Raw genomic sequence first — 17,870 nt, 5'->3', positions numbered from 1 at the left:
GGAAGGCGTGCGCGCGCACGCCGAGCGCAACTAAGTTTGGAGTACGCAAGAAGGCCTGACATGCAGCAGTCGCGCACGCCGCACCGCACCATCACCGGGACGTTCAGTACAACGGCCATGGCGGGCGGACGTGCGGCGCCCCGCTGCCTGGCCGCGGTCGCGTCGCTCGGGCTCGCGGCCTGCGAGCAGAGGCCGCTCGACGCCGTCGAGCTGACGCCGACGACGTTGACCCAGGGCATGGTCGCCTACTGGACGTTCGACGAGGGCGAAGGGACGATCGTGACCGACTGGTCCGGCAACCGGCGCGACGGCGAGCTCACCGGCGGCACGTGGGTGGAGGGCGGCCGCTTTGGGCGGGCGCTGCACCTCGATGAGGGCGAGTTCATGACGGTGGGCGACTTCCCGAACGCCACCTCGAGCTGGACCGTCTCGGCGTGGGTTCGCGCGCTGGCCGACGAGCCCCCGGCCAACGACACCCTGAGGACCGTCATCAGCACGGAGAACACCGGCGGATGGGAGCTCAACATCAACTACGACGGCGAGGCGCGGGGCATGGACTTCGGGTTCTGGAAGGGGCCCGAAATCGGCGACTACCACCGCATCCCGTGCTCCGGCCTGGAGCTCCAGGGGTGGACGCACGCCGCCGGGGTCGTCGACGGCGAGGGGCTCTCCATGAGCCTCTACATCGATGGGCGCCTCTACCGCACCGAGCCCGTCGAGAGGACGATCTCGCCCGGCTCTATCAACCTCTACGTCGGTCGATGGCCGCAGGAGGGTCGGCTCCTCGTCGGGGACGTCGATGACATCGCGATCTACAGCCGCGCGCTCGTTCCGGCGGAGATCGCCGAGCTCTCCCAGCACTCCGTCCCGGCAGAGGTCGAGGCGGACATCTCGACGGGCACCACCTACACCCTGGTCGGCGTCCAGAGCGGGCGCTGCATGGACGTCGACGCCGCCGTGGACATGGCCGACGACCTCGTCCTGCAGCTCTGGGATTGCAACGGCGGCACCAACCAGCACTTCCGCTTCGAGGCGGTGGACGGCGGGTATTACCGGATCCGCAGCGTCAGGAGCGACAAGTGCCTCGAGGTGCGCGGCGGGTCGACCGCCGACGGCGCCTTCATCGTCCAGTTCCCCTGCGACGGCGATCCCAGCCAGCAATGGTCCGCCACCGATCTCGGCGGCGGTGCCGTCCGCATCACGTCGCGCCTCAGCGGCAAGGTCATCGACGCTCACGGCTCCCCGCCCACCGACGGCACCGCCCTCTTCCAGACGGCTTCCAACGGCGGTAGCAGCCAGCTGTTCACGCTGAACCCGGTTGGAACCGGCACCGACGCCGGCGCGGGCACCACCAGCGGCCCGGAGCCGTGACGCCGGCGCCTCTCCGCAGCTCGGCGCTCTCCGCAGGCGTGGGACCTGCTCGGCCACATCGACAGCCTGTACGCGCGGCGACGGCCGGCGCGGGCGACTACGCCTTGGAAGATCTCCCGCCGGGCGCGCAGCGCGACACCGCTCGTCCTTCGATCACAGCCACCCCACGAGGCTGAGGCTGCCGAGCAGCGCCGGGCGCGCGCCGCGCGCCGCCTCGGTCTCGACGAAGCGGACCACCGGATACGGGTGGGCGACGAGCGCGTGCGCCTCGGCGACGACGTCGAGCCGCTTCACGATCCCGAGCTCGACGCCGGCGCCGGCGTCCGCGGCGAACGCCCACTGCGCGCTGTGGACCCCCCGGTACGGCCACGATGCCTCGCCGTCGACGGCGACGTGGAGCGCCCCGAGGCCCACCGAGAACCTCGGGCGCAAGCGCAGCTCGGGCCAGGGGAGCGCCGCGAGCTCGACGAGCCCGAACCGCTGCTGCACGGTCGCGCTGCCCTGCGGCCCAACGACGCGCGGCGCCGTCCCGAGCCCGGCGAACGAGAGGCGCGCCTCGAGCGGACCGCTCGGACCGAGCGGCGAGAAGCGCAGGCGCGCGACCAGGAGCAGCGCCGGGCCGATGCCGCCCGGGGTCGCGAGGAGCCCGCCCCCCAGCTCGACGCCCCACATCGATCGGCGCGACGCGTAGACGCGCGGCCGCTCTGCCTGTCGAGGCACCTGCTGGCTCACCTTGCTCGGGGGCGGCGCGGCGGCGGGCGCGGGCGCGGCCGAGCGCTGCGAGGACATCAGCAGCTCGAGCAGGCTCGCGCGGAGCAGCTCGACAGCCCGCACCGCGAGCACCTCGACGATATGCTCCCGCGCCTCGCCGCGCGTGTCGATCCGCCGCACGAGCGTCTCGTGCGTCCGCGGGTCGACCACCCAGAGCTCGGCGGCCTGGCCATCCGGCGCCAGGAACAGCCCGATCAGGGCCGCAGAGCCGGCCTGCTGCCCGGCGTCGTCCATCGTCGGCCGGGGGGCGGAGGCTGACTGCGCGTCGAGGACCTCCACGTCGAATCCATCGGCGACGAGCTCCCCTCGGATGCGGATCAGCGCCTCGGAGATCGACGGATCGGCGGCGCCTGGCCGCACGAGGACCACACGCGCAGGCTCCCCCGACGCTGCGGGGCTCGCCGAACAGAGGAGGAGCGTGAGGGCCCCGGCCAGCGCCTGCGCCCGCGCGAACCTCACGGCGTTCGAGCGAGGGCCCGCGCTGCCTGCGCGTAGGTTCCGCCTGGGAACCGGAGCAGGTACGCCCGCGCGACGGCCTCGGCCTGCGCGTCGCCGTGGAGCCGCTGCACGATCACCATCTTGCGGCCGAGCGCTTCAGAGGCGTAAGCCCCCTGCGGAGCCTCCTTGAGGTAGGTCTCGAACCAGGCGAGCGCCGCGGCGCCTCCCTCCTGGGCCTCCGCGAGGCGGCCGAGCAGGAACGCCGCCTCCTTGCCCCGTTGCGTCGCCGGAAAGCGCCGGCGCTGGGCGAGGAGCGCCTGCCGCGCGATGTCGTTCCGCCTGGTGTAACGCGCCGCGTCCGCGAGGACCGAGAGCTCCTCGTTGCTGCTCTCCGCGAGCGAGACGTCGAGCCCGCGGCGCTGCGCCTCGTCGACGATGGCGTCGAGCTTCCCGGCCGCGAGCTTCCCGGCCCAGTCGCGCCTCGGCTCGGCCGAGAGCGCCGCTGCGGCCGGGCCCGCGGGCATCCCGAGCGGCTCCGGAACCGGCGCTGCGCCGGGCTCCTCAGCGCGGTTGGACGACGACGGGGCGGGCGCCGGCGACGCCTCCGCGCCCTGCTGAGGATCGAGATCGCGCAGGAGCACCTCTCCCGTGCGCTGCCGCAGGGTCAGCCACTGCCCGGCGCGCACCGCGATCGGCTTGCCGGACAGCGGACCGCTGACGACGACGGCGCCGCTCTCGAGCCGCAGATCGAGGCGCTCGTCCTCCGGCGCCCAGGAAAGCGCGAAGGCCGTCCCGGTCACGGTCACGAGGAACGGCCCCGCATCGAACAGCCACTGCGCCTCCGACCGATGGACCACGCGCGCGTGGACCTCTCCCCGGTCGAGCGCGACCCTGGCGCCCTGCTCGTTCACCGACACGATGTGCGCGCGCGCCATCTCGGCGAGCTGAACCTCGGTGCCGTCCGAGAACCGGACCTTCGGGCGGCTCGACGTGTCCGCCTGGACGGAGCCGTCCTGCTGCACGGCACCGCCCTCGACCTCGTAGGAGAGCCGATCGGAGCGCGTTCGTCGCTGCCACCCGTTGACGCCGAGCAGGACCGCGGCGGCCACGGCGAGCGTGAGCGCTCCGGCCCGGAGGGGCGACAGCCGGAAGCCCGGGCGCCTCGCCGTCCGCTCCTTCACGCGGAGCAGCCCCTGGACACGCTGCTGGGGAGACATCGTGCCGAGCGACTGGCGAGCCAGCTCGACCGCGCGCGTAGCCTTCGGGCTGAGCGCCAGGTCCTTCTCTTCGTCAAGAGTCATCCCGCGCCTCCGTTCTCATGCAGTAAGCGGCGAGGGACGTGTCCTTCTCGACCTGGGACGACACGCGCTCCGTTGCCCGGCTGAGCCTGCGCTTCACGGTGGCCAGCGAACTCCCGGTTGCCTCCGCGATCTCCGGCAGGCTCATCCCCTCCATGTGGCGGAGCACGAACGCGGTCCGGTCGTCTGCGCTCAGCGTGTCGAGGATCGCATAGAGGCGGCCCAGCGCCTCGCGCGCCTCGCTGTCCGCCGGCGCGACCGGCTGCTCCGGGAGCTCGGCAGTGTCCGCGAGCTGGAGGATGCGCCTCACGCGCCTGCGGCGGAGCTCCCATTTCAGGAGTCGAACGGTCACCGAGAACACGAAGCTCCCCAGCGCATCGGGGTCTCTCAGCCCGGATACTCTGGAGAACACGCGAACAAAGACCTCCTGGGTGACGTCCTCTGCGTCGGCGCCGGGCCCGAGCACGCGCGCGACGATCCGGAACACCTTGGGCGCATGTGCGTTCCACACCGCCGTTGCCGCCCATGGCTCCCCTTCGATGAGCGCGCGAGCCACCTCGCTTTCGTCAGTACCGCCACGCTCTGACGGAGCGATGGCAAGGCTGGCTCTACGCACGACGTCATCGCTCCGAGGGCTCGTGACTTCGCAGATCGGTCGTGATGAGCGAGCACAGTACCGAGCCGAGGTCCCCGGCGCAAGGCGGTCCGCGGGCGCCGCCGGGGAGGTCGTTCCGGCGAGCTGCCCTGGTCTCAGTACGGGGTGTGGTGCGATCGTCGCCGCCACCATCGGAGTGAGCCGCGCGAGGCAGCCGGCAGCGAGGTCCCTGTACACTCGGACTGCGGCAACGGCCCACCCGATGGCCTGGAGTGGAGTTGACATTGCATCGGGCGCTTCCGAGCTGCGTTGCCCAGATCCCGGCACGGCGACCACGATGGATGTCCGCGGAGGTCGCGAGGATCTCGGTGGGGGCTTCGACCCCCGCCAGCGAGGCGCACGTCGGTCAGGCAGTAGCGGCTCGCCCTCGAACCGGCTCACCACGGGGACGAATGGCGTGGGGACGGACGATTCCGTCGTGGAGGTGGAGCGGCGCGGGAGGAGAGGAGCGTGCGGCGCGGGCTCAGCGGCGGCGCGCGGCTTTGAGGACGTGGAAGGTCTGACGAGCTCGATCATGGCGCGTGCGCCTCCGCGGCGGTCGCGCCAGCGGACGCCGGGGCGGGCGACCGCCGTCGCTCCCCCGGCGCGCCGAGCGCCTCGTCCAGAGCGGCTCGCGTGAAACCCTGGTTGTCACCGCTCCTGCAGCCACGGAGCTCCGGACACTCTATCTCACGCGCCCGTCACCGGACGCGCGCTGGGTCGCTTTCGCGAGGTACGAGGCGGGGCTCCACCAAGCATGGCTCCTGGATCTCGAAGCTCCCGAGCGCCCCCCCGTGCTCAGCCACACGCTCGAGCAGGGAGCCGTTCTGGCCTGGTTCGACTGGGCGCCGGACAGCGAGCACCTGGCGATCTCGGCGACGAGCCCGGACGGCCCTTGGCGTGGGCGAGCGTCGGCGAGTGTGTCCCCCCGAAGCCGTACGTCCTCATCGCGGGCAAGGAGCGCCAGTCCATCTCCATCCCGTCGGTCTCCACCGCGCCTCGCATGGAGGAGCGCCTCTGAGCGATTGCGGCGCCGGCTCGGCCCACACCCGGCGCATCGCCTGGTAATCCCCGGAGCGGAATAGCCGCCTGCCCGAGGCGCTTCAGGCACCCATCGTTCCTCATCGAGCTCGTGCGCGTCGTCGAGAGCGCGCCGAAGCTCGACTGCCGTCTCTCCGACGTTGAACGGTGTCTCCTGGCCTCCAGCGGCGCGATCGCTGCCGAGAGTGGGTCGTGCGCGCACACGGGGACACCTGGACGAAAATTCAACTTGTAGGGTTCCAGAGGGGCTGTACGATGCCATGTTATGCGGCATGGGTACTGGCTTGTTGTCGGAATGGCGATGTTCGCGGCGTCTCCGGCGAAGGCGGACCCGCCGAAGACGGACGCCGCGATCCGGAAGGCTCTCATCGCCGAGTCACGAGCGGCGTACAGCGGGAGCTGCCCGTGTCCTTACGATACGGATCGAGCGGGAAGACAATGTGGCAAGCGCAGTGCGTACTCGCGGCCGGGAGGCGCAGCGCCTCTCTGTTATGATCACGACGTGACGCGGGAAATGATCGCCGAGTACCGCGCGCGCGACGCGGGTCCTTGAGCTGTTTCGAGCGAACTTGTGGCGCTCGAAGCCGTCTAGATCGAAGCCGCGATTGGACGACCTGGGGCAGTGAAATCGCGAAGCTATTTTCCACGCCCCCCTGGCGCAAGGGTGCGAGGAGGGGCCGCGTACGGCAAAATCCAATGTCTCAAGGATCTTCCCTTCGAGCCCTGGGCCGGCAGCGCAGCTCTAAGGTCCGCCGTCTTCCTCACCCGGCCGGAGGAACACCCCCACGCTCCGGAGTTCGCGGTGCGCGTAATGCACCTTCACGGTCTCCGCGTGCGCGCGCCGCCCGAGCTTCTCGTACGCCATCACCAGCAGATCGAGCGCGGCGTCGCGGTATTCCTCCTTATCGAGCCAGTGCAGGTCGAGCCCGAACGTCAGCGCTGCCGCGGGCCGCCCCTCGGCGCAATCGCGCTTCGCCGACTCGATCCACTTCTGCACGCGCGGCGGCTGCGTCTTCCACGCCTTCGCGCGCTCGTCGGGCGGGCCCACGCGGATGCTCCCGGCGTCGGGCGGCAGCGCGGGCCCGAACGTGCCGAGGGTCGGGATGCGGTCCGCCTCGATCCAGCGCTGCGCGGGCGGGTCCTCGGCGAGGGCCTTGCGATCGGCCTCCTCGAACCATTCCATCGCGGCGAGCGCGGCGTACACCTGCAGCGGCGCCGGCTCCTCCTCGTAAGGGCTCGAGATGCGCTCGCGCGCGCGGGCAGCGAGCACCGCGAGGGGTGTGGGCTCGCTGTCTCTCCAGGTCTCCGCGGAGTCGCGGGCGTAATTGTGCGCGATGCACGTCGGCGGATCCGCGGGATCGTCGTACCACAGGCCATAGTGCAGCCCGTCGGAGTCGCCCCACATCACGGTGACCAGCTCGGGTGGGTCGGCGCGGAACCGGCACTCGAGGCGCGGGTCGAGCCCGCCGCGCGTCCTCCGCTCGAGCCCGCCGTCCTCGAACCAGATCATGATCCCGCCCGGCGATCGCCCGAGGTCGCTCATCCCCTGCCGCTCCATCTCGTCGAGGCTGCGCCAGAACGCCGCGAAGGTCGCGAGGTAGCGCGGCAGCCGCAGGCCATAGACCTCGTTCATTCGTGCGGCCACGGCCTCGAAGCGGGCGTTCATCGACGCGAGCGCCTCGGCGCGGCGGCGCGCCCCGAGCTCGTCGGTCGCGAACATGCCCTCGGTGTAGCGCGCTGGCGCGAGGCCCACCGTCGCCTCGAGCGGCGCGTCGAGCTGCGAGGCGACGCCGCGAGACCTGAGCCCCTCGAGCGTCGCGGCGAGCTCGTCGAGCGCCGCCGCGGGCTCGCCCATCCGCGCGAGCGGCACGACGACCAGCTCGGCGGACGGCCCTCGGTTCGTGCGCGCCTCGAAGAGGCTGAACTCCGCGACGAGGCCGAGCCCCGGCGCGAAGTGCGGCGGGTCCCAGCTCGCGAGCTGGGCGCGCTCGTCCGCGACGGGGAACATCTTCTCCCAGCGCTCGCGCGCGAGCGCGAGCGCTGCCTCGATCTCCGGGTTGCTCATGGCGTTCACCATCCTACGCGAAGCTGGCCCCGCCGGAAGCGGAGGCGGACCCGCTGGACGCCCGCCGCGGACCGCGCTCCCTCACCCGCCGAACCTCGGCCCAAAGCACGCGCGATTCGACGGCGCCTCAGAGGTACGCGCAGGCCTTGGAGCAGGTCATACGGTACGGGCAATCATCCAGCGTGCTGCAGTACGTGTCCTCGGGGCACTCCGAGGAGGATTCGCACAAGAACAAGCAGCTACCGCGGTAGCAGGTGGCGCCCTCCACACATGCCGTGTCGGAGATGCAGCCCGTGTTCGCCTGACACACGCCGGACTTGTCGATCGTGGAGCCCTGGCAGAGCTGACCTGCGGGGCAATCGCCGTCGGCGGCGCACGTACCGGGCGTGCTGCATTCACCCGGGTTGTTCGTCCCATACGGGAAGACGCAGATCAGGCCTTCATTGCACCAGTCGTTGTCTTCGCACTCATCGCCCAGCGGCCTCGTCGGCGGCTCTTGCAAGAGCAGGCACCCTCCCGGCAGCAGAAAGAGCAGCGCAGCACACAGCGTGCGGAGCAACATCAGAACGTCCCCATGATGGAAAGTGAGGTGAGCCCGATGCCGGGCGCGCCGACACCAGCGGCGAAGGTGCGGCCCGGCGTCGAACGCCGCCCGGTCGCGGGCGGCTTCTTGTTCGGCGCAAAGACGTACGAGCTAAGCACCATGCCCGCGCCGAGCCCGGTGACGGCCCAACCTACGGTGTTCCAGGTGCGGAGCGCGCCGAAGCTGGAGGGCGTACTGCCGATGTTCAGGAGCGCGGTCGTACCGACCGTCACGCCGCCGGTGACGACCGCCACCCAGCCCCAGCCGTTCGCCTGCCCGACCCAACCCGGCGTCTTGCCGGGCGCGTCCTCCCCCACATAAAACCACGGCGGATCGGGCTTGTCGGCCGCGCCGCTGAACGCGAGCCCGCCCGACGCCGTTTTACGCTCGACACGCTCGATTTTGAGCGCCCCGGTCGTCTCGCCGAAGCTCAGCCCGAGCGACGAAAGCGCGGTGGCCGAAGGCACGCCGAAGCCCAGGCCCTCGATGCCCTGCCCGGTCGCCTTGAACGTCATGATCGCGACCACCTGACCCTTGTCGTCGACCAGCGGCCCGCCGCTGTTGCCGGGGCTGATGCTGGTGTCGGTCTGGATCAAGCTGTTGCCGTCGAACGTCCGCTGGCCGCTGACGATGCCGCGCGTCACGGAGAACGACAGCCTTTCGCCGCCGGGCGCGCCGAGCGCGAACACGTCGTCGCCGGTGCTGGGGGGCGGCATGCGCAGCGTCAAGCACGGCGTTTCGTGTGAGCGATCCTTCAGCTGCAAGAGCGCGACGTCCGACTGCTCGTTGACGCGCATCACGGTCGCCGGAAACTCTTTGCCGTCGCGGAAGCGCACCACCACCTCGGACGTCGTCGCCACGTGCGCCGCGGTGAGCAGCAAGCCATCCGGAGAGATCACGACCGCGCTGCCGACGCCGTCATTGAGCTTGACCAGCGCCGTGGCCTTCAAGACGTCCTCGCTCATCTTCGGCATCGCCAGGGCGCGGGCCGGGCAGCCGCGCATCTCCCCGGGCGGAAACTCGGGCGCGGCCGGCGCCTCCGCAGGGGCGCTCGAGCCCCGGAGGGTCTGCACGAACATCGGCCGGGCGAGCAGCGAGCGCAGGCTGCCGAGCAGCAGCGCGTTGCCGGCCGCCGCGCGGTCGAGCTGGCGCATCTCCATCTCCTCGTGGTTCGACGTCATCTGATAGACCACGGTCTTGGAGGAGCGATCGAGCAGCTCCCACTTGATGGTGATTCCGCAGGTGAGGCCTCGCTCGTCGGAGCAGTCCGCCGCCGTCATCGTCCCGGCCAGGAGGAAAGCCGCCTCGTTCGAGCGATCCTGGTTCAGCGCCAGGTTCTCGCGGCCGAGCGCGCGGTAGCCGAGCTCGCGCATCTCCTCCAGGAACATCACCAGGAACTTTTCCTTGACGATCAGCACGTCGTCCAGGTTCGGCGCCTTCAGGATCACGTTCGAGATCGTGACCGTCCCGAGCTCGCTGCCGTTCACCTTGATCGGCTCCACCGGCCGCACCGGCGTCGCCTCCGCGAAGCGCGGCGCCAGCAACAACGCCGAAACGCCGAATCCGGTCAGCAACGTGCGGCGCAACCAAACCCCGAGGGTCCGCAATTGGTTCATCCCGTGCTCACGAAATCCTGAAACCTAGCCTATGAGCTGCCTGTCCGCGTTCGCAGCTCCGGCTGGAAGCCAATTCCAGCGACCAAGGAACCCTATGCTCCTCGGTAGCGCCCACGATATCCACCTCAGGCGCGGTGTCGAGCTCCATTGCTGTGTCCGCCGCAGCGATCGAGATGGAAATTTTCGCTGTTAACGGATAGGCGATCCCCAGACTGGACGCCCCCGTGTGCGCTCGCCGGCGGCCGCCGTACTGGGGGTTCGGGGCGCAGGGCGCCGTAGGCGACCCGGAGCCCCGAGCGTTGAAGAGCACCGTCCTGCGCCGCAAGGCGCTCGGGGACGCCGCGTAGCCGCAAGAACATCCCGGGCCAGACCAACGCCCCGGAGGGCGACGTGTGCCCGCAGCACGCCGATGCGCCCCGTTGCGCGCTCTGCGCCGCGCGGGGCCCACTCTTTCGAGCCATGAACGAGGCGTCGCGACGCTCGCGGTCCCGCCACTTCGGTTCGCCGCGCCACACTTCCTCGCGAAGCGATCCGGCTTCTTTTACCTACGCGCTACTGACGGCACAGTCGGCGATAGCAATGGCAACTATTGCGAACCGGTCGCCAACTTCGCCGACGACGACCCCGATGACCACGGCACAGTAGTATCGTCCATCGTCCTCGGTGATTATCAAGACGGTCAGGGCAACGGCGTCAACCTCCGCGACGCTGCCTTCTCTGCCGCTGCTTGTTCCACCAGCTTCGATTGCGGCGGGCAGCCATGCGAATCTGGGCAGTGTGCGCACAGCGCAACATGGGAGACGCGCGCCACCGGCGTCGCGCCCGAGGCGAGCTTGATTTACTTTGGAGGCATGAACGCAGACGATGGTGGCACGGCAGACATCACGGCGGCGTTCGCCGATGGTTTTGATCGCAATGTCGATGCCATAACCAATTCCTGGGGCTGGATGCCGGCCGGCAGTGACGCGTGCAGTCCGGTAGCGAACCTATCGTTCGAGAGGGACGCGGAGGACGCATTCGACGATGGCATCTTCGTGACCGCATGCGCGGGCAACTCTAACCTAGGAGATGGTTGCAATGTTTGAGCGCCAGGCGCGATCCTGAAGACACTCTCTGTCAATGGGCTTGAAGGCGCTTTTCACGGCCTGGTGGCGAGGAAGGCCGGACGTGAGTGGCTACCGGCAAGCCGCCGCAGCAGCCCCGGCACTCCGGTTATGGCATTGAGGCGGAAGCCCGCGTTTTCGATCATCCGACCCACCGTGCTGGACAGGAACGTGTGCGGGTGGGCCTCGACCAGGATGCTGCCCTTGTGGATCTGCCGCGTCAGCAGCTCGAAGCGCCAGCGCCCGACCAGCGATAGACAGTCGACGCCGACCAGCAGCTTGCCGCCCGGACGCAGCGCCCGCGCTGCGTTGCGCAGGATGGTCAGCGGCTCGCGAACATGGTCGAGCACGTTGTAGGTGACCACCGTGTCGAAACAGGCGTCGAAGCCCAGATCTTCGCCCGGCGTCTGGATGTACTCGCCCTCGGCCGCAAGACCTTCGACCCAGGTCAGGAAAGGGGCAGCCCAGGTGTCCACGACCAGCCGAGTCTCGCGCAGAGGCAGGCGGGGCAGGGGATCGGCCTTGACCAGCCGGCGCACCCCGGTCTTGTGGCGACTGAACGACACCACGCTCACGCCCAGGGGGCCGCAGCCCACCTCCAGCACGTCCTTGCCGTACAGCAGGTCGCGCTGCGTCGCGTCGTCGAACAGCGACAGGAATTCCGGCTTTTCCGCGCAGATGCGCAGGATCTCGCGCAGGTCGAGCCCGCGCCAATAGCTAAGCTCGGCGGTCTGGGCAGCGGTCCACCGGTCGTGGGTCACGGCCGAAGTCAAGACGCGTCTCCTGAGAGGATGTTCGCCTGCTCGACGGAACCGGGGCAGGAGGAGTTGTTATAGGAATACGGGCTTCCCCCGCCGCCGCACGCAAGCACGGTGCTCGCCACGGCGACGTCGCCGGCCTGCAAGAATAGCCGGCGATTCGGCGTGCAGCGCCGGTTCTTCCACGGGTATTGCCGTATGGGAACCGTGATCAAAGGACGCTCGACCGGGACAATACGCCCCACACCCATCGAAGCCATGGTTTGCCCCCCTAACGACGGATGACACGGCGGGCAGTCCGCACGCATGCTCCAGTCACTCAGGAGCGTGTGCGGATTTTACATTCCTGTCAAGTTACGGAGATTCGAATTAATAAGCTCCCTATGTGTCCGCGACGCCACTGGCACGCGAACACGCTTCAGGAGAAGCCGCTCCGCGCGCGACGTCGCCCAGTTCTTTCAGCCCAAGCTCGCGCCGCTTGTGCATGAAGAGCTCTGGCTCGCGGCGCTCGGAGCGCATGGGACGGTCCGCGGCACGCGCCTCGTCTCCTCTGGCGGGGTTGAGGGTCCTGGCCCGCAGACAAGTGTACGAAAACGTGCATGCTTACTTCCCACGATCGACACGGGCCACGTCGGCAACGATGCGGTCCACGCCCGCGAGCATGGTCTGTGGCGAGAAGCGCGTCATGGCGGCGGCACGCGCCCGCGTCCCCATCGCGTCGCGCACGCCGGCGTCCGACAGCGACGCGAGCGCCGCCGCCAGCGCGCCGGCATCGTCGGGCGGCACCAGCAGGCCGGTCTCGCCGTGGTCGACGATCTCCTTCACCCCGCCTGCCGCCGTGGCCACCACGGGCCGTGCGGCCAGCATGCCCTCCACCACCACGCGGCCAAATGGCTCGGCGCACACCGAGGCGTGCACCACCACGTCCATGCAGTGCATCAGCTCCGCCACGTCGGCGCGGAAGCCGAGGAAATGCACGCGGCCAGCGAGATCGGGCTGCGCCGCGCGCGCGCGCAGCGCGGCTTCGTAGGCGTGCTCGCCGAACAGCGGGGCGCCCACCAGCACCAGCGTCGCGCCGGGCATGCTCGAGATGGCATCCATCACCACGCGCTGCCCCTTCCACGGCGTCAGCCTGCCGAACAGCCCCACCACGAGGCCGTCCGCCGGCAGGCCGTTGGCCACGCGCAGTGCCAGGCGGTCGCGCTGCAACGCGGCGTCGAACGGCGCCGGCTCGATGCCGTTGTGCTCCACGTCCACAGGCACGGCGGAGCCGGCCAGCGCGCGAAATGCGTCGGCGCTCGCGTGGGAGTTGGCCACCACGCGCGTGAGGCCGCGCGACAGCCAGCGGATGGCCAGCCGCTGCGACGGGCCGAAGAAGCTCGCATCGACGATATCGTGCAGATGCCAGACCACGGGCCGGCGGTGCAGCCATTTGCCCAGCACGCAGACGGCCATGGCCTTCTGCGTGTTGGCGTAGACCACTTCGGCCCGGGCCGCGCGCCGGGCCACCCGGCACACCAGCGAGGGCAGCGCCAGCAGACCGCGCAGCGTGCCCGCACCCAGCCCGCGCTGCCGCAGCGCGCGCACGGCGGCGCTTGCCTCCACGCTGACCCGCACGCCCTGCGCGGCCAGCCGCTCGCGGAACGGGCCATCCTCGAGCAGCAGCACTTCGCTGTCATGGCGCCGATGACGCGCGATATCGAGCAGGCACAGTTCCGCGCCGCCGATCTGTCCGCTCTGGTCGACAAACAGCACGCGCTGCGCGCCAGTCAGGGGCGCGCTCGCCGGGCTGGCCTCATGCGCCGTCGAGTTCACGCGCATCATGGCGGGAGGGTCCTGTTCAGCCATGGCACACCAGTTCCTTTGCGGCATCGGCCGCCTCGACGGTGCCGGCGTGCGCCGGCTGGCGTGCGCCGGACAGCAATGCGCCGTAGATCTCGGCATACTTCGCGGCATCGGCCGCCTCGACGGTGCCGGCGTGCGCCGGCTGGCGTGCGCCGGACAGCAATGCGCCGTAGATCTCGGCATACTCGCGCTGCACCCGGTCCACGCGCAGCCAGGCGGTGCCCGTGGCGGCGCGTGCGCGCCAGTGGGCCAGCATGGCGCGGTCACGCAGCAGGGCCGTCAGCGCCTCGCCCATCAGGCGCGGACGTTGCGCGGGCACGAGCATGCCGGCCGCGCCGAATTCGAGGGCCTCGGGCACGCCGCCCACCGTCGTGGCCACGATCGCGCAACCGGCTTCGCGCGCCTCGCTGAGCACCAGCGGGAACGCGTCCGAATGCGATGCCAGCGCGAACACGTCGGCGGCCCGCATCCACGGGCGCTGGTCGCGCACAAAGCCGGGCAGGTGCACGGCATCGGCCAGGCCGAGGTCGCGCGCCAGTTGCTCGCAAGCGGCACGGTCCGGGCCATGGCCCACGAGGTAGAGCTGCGCCGCCGGCACCGCGCGGCGCACATCGGCGAACGCGGCGATCAGGTCCAGCACGCCCTTGCGTGCGTACAGCCCGCACACCGTGACAATCGACGGCCCGGCCAGCGACATGTCGGTCACCGGCAGCCGCGCGAGCCGCGCCGAGCCAATGGTGCCGTTGCGCACCACGCTGATCTTGTCCGCCGGAATGCCGCGCCGGACCATCGATGCTGCCACGGCGCCGCTGACGGCCACCACGCGGTCACCGACCCGCATCAGGTTCGAACTGCGCTGGAATTCGTTGTAGACCGTGGTCACCAGCCCGTAGCGCGCGCCGCCCATACGCCGCGTCAGCCAGGCGATCAGCGCGCCCGACACCATGTGCGCATGGACGATCTCCGGCCCCATCGCGCGCGTCAGCCGGCGCAGTCCGCGCACGGCCAGCGGCAATCCCAGCGGCTTGCGCTGCGGCAGCGTGATGTGGCGCACGCCGGTGCCGGCCAGCCAGCCGCCAAACCCGCATTCGGCGGACGCGATGGTCACCTCGTGCCCGGCGGCGGCCTGCGCCACCGCAAGGTCCACCATGATGTTGACGATGCCGTTGCCGACATCGAGCGCGTGGTTGGCCAGGTGAAGAATCCTCATGTCTTGCCTCCGTGGTTCGCCTGCGTGGCAACGTCCTGCGGGGCGGCATCCCGCGCGCGTCGCGTCAGCCGCTGCCAGGCCGATTGCGCCACGTCGCGGAACGTGGCCGAGCTGTGCAGCGACCATCCCATGTTGCACAGGGTGAGGGCCGTGCCCACCGCCAGGCAAGGTATCCAGCCATCCACGTGCGAGGCCACCACCAGCGCCACCAGGACGAACGCCAGGTGCGGCGCCATCTCGCGCAACAGCGGCCGCACGCGCATGCCGCAGTACCGCAGCAGCGCCGCATACTCGACCACGCCGCGCACCAGCGCCGCCATCACCGCGCCCTGAATGCCGAACACGTAGACCCCGCCCCACAGCAACAACGCGAAGGCCGGCAGCAGCAGCATCGACACATGCGCCACGCCTGCCTCCTTGCCTTGTGCCAGCATGAGGTTGCGCGCCACGGTGGTCTGTCCGGCAAGCCACACACCGATGACCATGATCCGGCCGATATCGCCCGAACTGGTGGACAGCTCCTGACCCACCCACAGGTGCAGGAACGGCTCGAGCACGAACAGCGCGCCAATGGTGACCGGGGTGAGCAGCGTCTGCAGGAAACCCAGGGAGTGGTGGGCGATCTCCACCGCTTTCTCGCGCGGCGCGGCCGCGAGGCGCGGGAACAGTGTGCGCGAGAGCGCATCGGAGAGCAGGCTCAGCCGCGACACCAGGTTCTGCGGCACCGCGTAGTACGTGACGAAGCGCGGCGGTTGCAGCGCGCCCACCACCACGCGGTCGAGCGATTCGCCGATCATGTTCGCGGCCATCGTGAGCTGCATCCAGCGGCCATAGCCGAACAACCCGCGCACGCTGGACCGCTGCGCGGGCTGCACGGTGCGGATTTCCAGCACGCGCAGCGCCGCCACGCCGAGCATCAGCGCAAGGATCGCGCGCGCGATGACCGCGGCGCCCAGCGTCACCTGCAGCGTCGGCGCGAACACGAAGGCGGCCGTCACCGGCAGCACCTGGAACAGCACCGTGCCGATGGTCTGGTTGATGTTGAACACCGAGAACCGCTCGGCCGCGCTGATGGCGCCGGCAAACACCACTCCCACGTTGCCCACCGGGATCAACAGCGCGATCCACGGCAACGCCTGCGCCACCTCGGCCAGCAGCGCCTCCGACGCATGCGTGACCCAGTTGAAGTACGCGCCGGCCACCGCCCAAAGGATGGCCGCGCCGACCAGCCCGGTGGCCAGGTTGGTCCAGACCGCGCTCCAGAAGGTGCGCCCGATGTCCTCGCGATCGGCCGTGGCCAGCGCACGCGCGATGCGCTTCTGGCCGGCCAGGCTGATGCCGAAGTCGCACAGCGTGAAGTAGCCCACCAGCACCCACGCCAGCGCCATCACGCCGAAGCGTTCCACGCCCAGCACCTTGATGTACAGCGGCACCGTGACCAGCGACACCAGCGTCGGCAGGGCCGATCCGGTCAGGTTGATCAGCAGGTTGCGCCGCAGCGTCACGTCCATCATGGCCGCGTCGCTTCCGCGGCCAGCGCGGGCCGCCACCGGTACATCAGGTTCTTGCCGCGCGCGTCTTCCTCGACGACCACCACGTACTCGCCATCGGCACGCCGCAGCGCCGTGATGCCCATCGGCACGTCCACCCAGCCGCTGTTGCGGCCGACCTCTGGGCCCGGCGTCATCACGTTCACCTGCCGGCCGGTGCGGTCGAGCTGGTCGTCGCGCACGGCACGCGCCGGGCCGCCTTCGGGCTGGTCCGGCTGGCGGCCCGAGGCCGCCATGGCCTGCGCACGCGCCACGAAGCCCAGCAGCGCCTCGCGGAAATTGTCGGCCGAGAACTGTTCGGCGTTGAGCCGGCAGTATTCAGGGCGGAACAGCGCGGCATTGCGCTCGAACCGCTCCACCGCATCGACGATGGAGGGCACGCTCTGCTCGGCGAAGAACAATCCGGTCGGCATCGCGCTGGTTTCGTCACGCACGGTCTCCAGCGCGCCGCCCCGGCCATAGGCGATGACCGGGGTGCCGCACGCCTGGGCCTCCACCACGGAGATGCCGAAATCCTCCTCGGCCGCGAACACGAACGCGCGCGCATGTTGCATGATGCGGCGCATCGCCTCGAACGGCTGATGGCCGAGCACCTGCACATTGGGGCCGGCGGCGGCGCGCACCTTGTCCAGCTCCGGTCCCGCGCCGACGATCACGAGCTTGCGGTCCGGCATGGCGCGGAACGCCTCCGCGATCAGCGGCACGCGCTTGTAAGGCACCATCCGCGACACCGTGACGTAGTAGTCCTCGTGTGGGCCGCCCGGCACGAAGGCGTCCACGTCCACGGGCGGATGGATCACGCTGGCGTGCCGCCCGTAGATCTTGCGGATGCGCCGCGCCACGAACGCCGAGTTGGCGATGTAGTGATCCACGCCATCGCGCGTGCGCGCATCCCAGTTGCGGATGTAGTGCAGCAGCATGCGCGCGAGCACCGAGCGCAGCCCGCATTGCAGGTTGCTCTCGCGCAGATACTGGTGCTGCAGGTCCCACGCGTAGCGGATGGGGGTGTGGACGTAGCTCACGTGGAGCTGGTCCGGGCCGGTCAGTACGCCCTTGGCCACCGCGTGCGAGCTGGAAATCACGAGGTCGTAGCCGGACACATCGAGCTGTTCGATAGCCAGCGGCATCAGCGGCAGGTAGCCGCGATAGCGCTCGCGCGCGAACGGCAGCCGCTGGATGAACGACGTGGTGACGGGCCGGCCCCGCAGGAAGGCGCGCTCCTCGGCAAAGTCGATCAGGCTGAAGACGTCGGCGTCCGGATAGCAGCGCAGGATCTGCTCCAGCACCCGCTCCGCACCGGCGTAGGTCACCAGCCAGTCATGCACTACTGCGACTTTCATCTCGGCTCCCCCCATCACTTCCTCACGTCATCGGCGCATCGGCTCATTCGCAACGGTTGACCGCCTCGCGGTAGATCTGGGCCGTCCTGGCGGCGATCACCGGGATGTCGAAGCGGCTGCGCGCGTGGGGGCGGCACGCCTCGGCATCGGGCAGGCGCAGCGTGCCGCGCAGCGCACCGGTCAGGCCGGCCGCCAGCGCCGCCACGCCGCTGGCTGGCAGCCTTCGTCGGGCGCGCCGGCATGCGTG

At 70.2% G+C, this 17,870-nt stretch carries 15 protein-coding genes and 1 pseudogene; 4 read left to right on the top strand and 12 right to left on the bottom strand.

What is annotated here, in order from left to right:
- Positions 1-60 precede the first annotated feature (60 nt).
- Entirely contained in the window at positions 61-1,371 is a 1,311-nt protein-coding gene (locus WME79_RS34645) for an RICIN domain-containing protein (protein ID WP_437523639.1), read from the top strand.
- A 153-nt stretch (positions 1,372-1,524) separates the two neighbouring features.
- On the opposite strand, the gene WME79_RS34640 is transcribed toward WME79_RS34645, so the two are convergent.
- The 3 genes from WME79_RS34640 to WME79_RS34630 are packed head-to-tail and all read right to left on the bottom strand — an operon-like array spanning position 1,525 to position 4,434.
- Positions 1,525-2,601: a hypothetical protein gene (locus tag WME79_RS34640; protein ID WP_437523636.1), complete on the bottom strand. Its 1,077-nt coding sequence runs from the start codon at positions 2,599-2,601 to the stop codon at positions 1,525-1,527.
- Positions 2,598-3,881: a FecR domain-containing protein gene (locus tag WME79_RS34635; RefSeq protein ID WP_437523633.1), complete on the bottom strand. Its 1,284-nt coding sequence runs from the start codon at positions 3,879-3,881 to the stop codon at positions 2,598-2,600. The genes WME79_RS34640 and WME79_RS34635 overlap by 4 nt, the downstream gene beginning before the upstream one ends.
- The gene (locus WME79_RS34630) at positions 3,871-4,434 is read right to left on the bottom strand and encodes an RNA polymerase sigma factor (protein ID WP_437523630.1); all 564 of its coding nucleotides are present in this window, start codon (positions 4,432-4,434) and stop codon (positions 3,871-3,873) included. Before WME79_RS34630 ends, WME79_RS34635 begins: the two co-directional genes overlap by 11 nt.
- A 973-nt stretch (positions 4,435-5,407) precedes the next feature.
- Between WME79_RS34630 and WME79_RS34625 the strand changes: the two genes are divergently transcribed.
- Both WME79_RS34625 and WME79_RS34620 read left to right on the top strand, forming a co-directional pair.
- A complete protein-coding gene (locus WME79_RS34625) occupies positions 5,408-5,533 on the top strand; it encodes a hypothetical protein (RefSeq protein ID WP_437523628.1) in 126 nt (41 codons plus the stop codon).
- Positions 5,534-5,848: 315 nt separating this feature from the next.
- Complete coding sequence (locus tag WME79_RS34620) at positions 5,849-6,106, top strand: hypothetical protein (protein WP_437523626.1); 258 nt, start codon at positions 5,849-5,851, stop codon at positions 6,104-6,106.
- Between the two features lie 189 nt (positions 6,107-6,295).
- Here the strand turns inward: WME79_RS34620 and WME79_RS34615 are convergent, their stop codons facing one another.
- The 3 genes from WME79_RS34615 to WME79_RS34605 form a co-directional block, all read right to left on the bottom strand.
- Positions 6,296-7,618, bottom strand: coding sequence for an ADP-ribosylation family protein (locus WME79_RS34615; RefSeq protein WP_437523624.1), 1,323 nt, complete (start codon positions 7,616-7,618; stop codon positions 6,296-6,298).
- Positions 7,619-7,745: 127 nt separating this feature from the next.
- The gene (locus WME79_RS34610; protein ID WP_437523622.1) at positions 7,746-8,180 is read right to left on the bottom strand and encodes a hypothetical protein; all 435 of its coding nucleotides are present in this window, start codon (positions 8,178-8,180) and stop codon (positions 7,746-7,748) included.
- Positions 8,180-9,775 (bottom strand): S1C family serine protease, encoded by a 1,596-nt coding sequence (locus WME79_RS34605; protein WP_437523619.1) that lies wholly within the window; start codon positions 9,773-9,775, stop codon positions 8,180-8,182. The genes WME79_RS34610 and WME79_RS34605 overlap by 1 nt, the downstream gene beginning before the upstream one ends.
- Before the next feature lie 461 nt (positions 9,776-10,236).
- Between WME79_RS34605 and WME79_RS34600 the strand changes: the two genes are divergently transcribed.
- Positions 10,237-10,902, top strand: coding sequence for a S8 family serine peptidase (locus WME79_RS34600; protein ID WP_437523616.1), 666 nt, complete (start codon positions 10,237-10,239; stop codon positions 10,900-10,902).
- A gap of 53 nt (positions 10,903-10,955) precedes the next feature.
- Here WME79_RS34600 and WME79_RS34595 read toward each other — a convergent pair whose 3' ends face one another.
- The 6 genes and pseudogenes from WME79_RS34595 to WME79_RS34570 form a co-directional block, all read right to left on the bottom strand.
- A complete protein-coding gene (locus WME79_RS34595) occupies positions 10,956-11,693 on the bottom strand; it encodes a class I SAM-dependent methyltransferase (RefSeq protein ID WP_437523613.1) in 738 nt (245 codons plus the stop codon).
- A 588-nt stretch (positions 11,694-12,281) separates the two neighbouring features.
- Positions 12,282-13,526, bottom strand: a complete 1,245-nt coding sequence (locus WME79_RS34590; RefSeq protein WP_437523610.1) for a glycosyltransferase family 4 protein — start codon at positions 13,524-13,526, stop codon at positions 12,282-12,284.
- Positions 13,519-14,733, bottom strand: coding sequence for a glycosyltransferase (locus WME79_RS34585; RefSeq protein WP_437523607.1), 1,215 nt, complete (start codon positions 14,731-14,733; stop codon positions 13,519-13,521). The genes WME79_RS34590 and WME79_RS34585 overlap by 8 nt, the downstream gene beginning before the upstream one ends.
- Complete coding sequence (locus WME79_RS34580; protein WP_437523603.1) at positions 14,730-16,247, bottom strand: oligosaccharide flippase family protein; 1,518 nt, start codon at positions 16,245-16,247, stop codon at positions 14,730-14,732. The genes WME79_RS34585 and WME79_RS34580 overlap by 4 nt, the downstream gene beginning before the upstream one ends.
- A 170-nt stretch (positions 16,248-16,417) precedes the next feature.
- A pseudogene (locus WME79_RS34575) lies at positions 16,418-17,638 on the bottom strand (glycosyltransferase family 4 protein); the annotation flags it as partial.
- A 28-nt stretch (positions 17,639-17,666) separates the two neighbouring features.
- Entirely contained in the window at positions 17,667-17,828 is a 162-nt protein-coding gene (locus WME79_RS34570; protein ID WP_437523600.1) for a hypothetical protein, read from the bottom strand.
- Positions 17,829-17,870 lie beyond the last annotated feature (42 nt).

Origin of the sequence: Sorangium sp. So ce726 (genome assembly GCF_051521405.1) — a bacterium.
In the GTDB taxonomy this organism is placed as follows: Bacteria; Myxococcota_A; Polyangia; order Polyangiales; family Polyangiaceae; genus Sorangium.
The sequence above is the reverse complement of the archived record's forward strand: the minus strand, read 5'-3'. Positions and strand labels throughout refer to the sequence as shown.

Excerpts from the sequence above, each read along its gene's own strand:
- WME79_RS34590 (WP_437523610.1), bottom strand. The coding sequence starts at position 13,526 with ATGGCTGAACAGGACCCTCCCGCCATGATGCGCGTGAACTCGACGGCG.
- WME79_RS34610 (WP_437523622.1), bottom strand. The coding sequence starts at position 8,180 with ATGTTGCTCCGCACGCTGTGTGCTGCGCTGCTCTTTCTGCTGCCGGGA.
- WME79_RS34580 (WP_437523603.1), bottom strand. The coding sequence starts at position 16,247 with ATGATGGACGTGACGCTGCGGCGCAACCTGCTGATCAACCTGACCGGA.
- WME79_RS34645 (WP_437523639.1), top strand. The coding sequence starts at position 61 with ATGCAGCAGTCGCGCACGCCGCACCGCACCATCACCGGGACGTTCAGT.
- WME79_RS34620 (WP_437523626.1), top strand. The coding sequence starts at position 5,849 with ATGGCGATGTTCGCGGCGTCTCCGGCGAAGGCGGACCCGCCGAAGACG.
- WME79_RS34615 (WP_437523624.1), bottom strand. The coding sequence starts at position 7,618 with ATGAGCAACCCGGAGATCGAGGCAGCGCTCGCGCTCGCGCGCGAGCGC.
- WME79_RS34635 (WP_437523633.1), bottom strand. The coding sequence starts at position 3,881 with ATGACTCTTGACGAAGAGAAGGACCTGGCGCTCAGCCCGAAGGCTACG.
- WME79_RS34585 (WP_437523607.1), bottom strand. The coding sequence starts at position 14,733 with ATGAGGATTCTTCACCTGGCCAACCACGCGCTCGATGTCGGCAACGGC.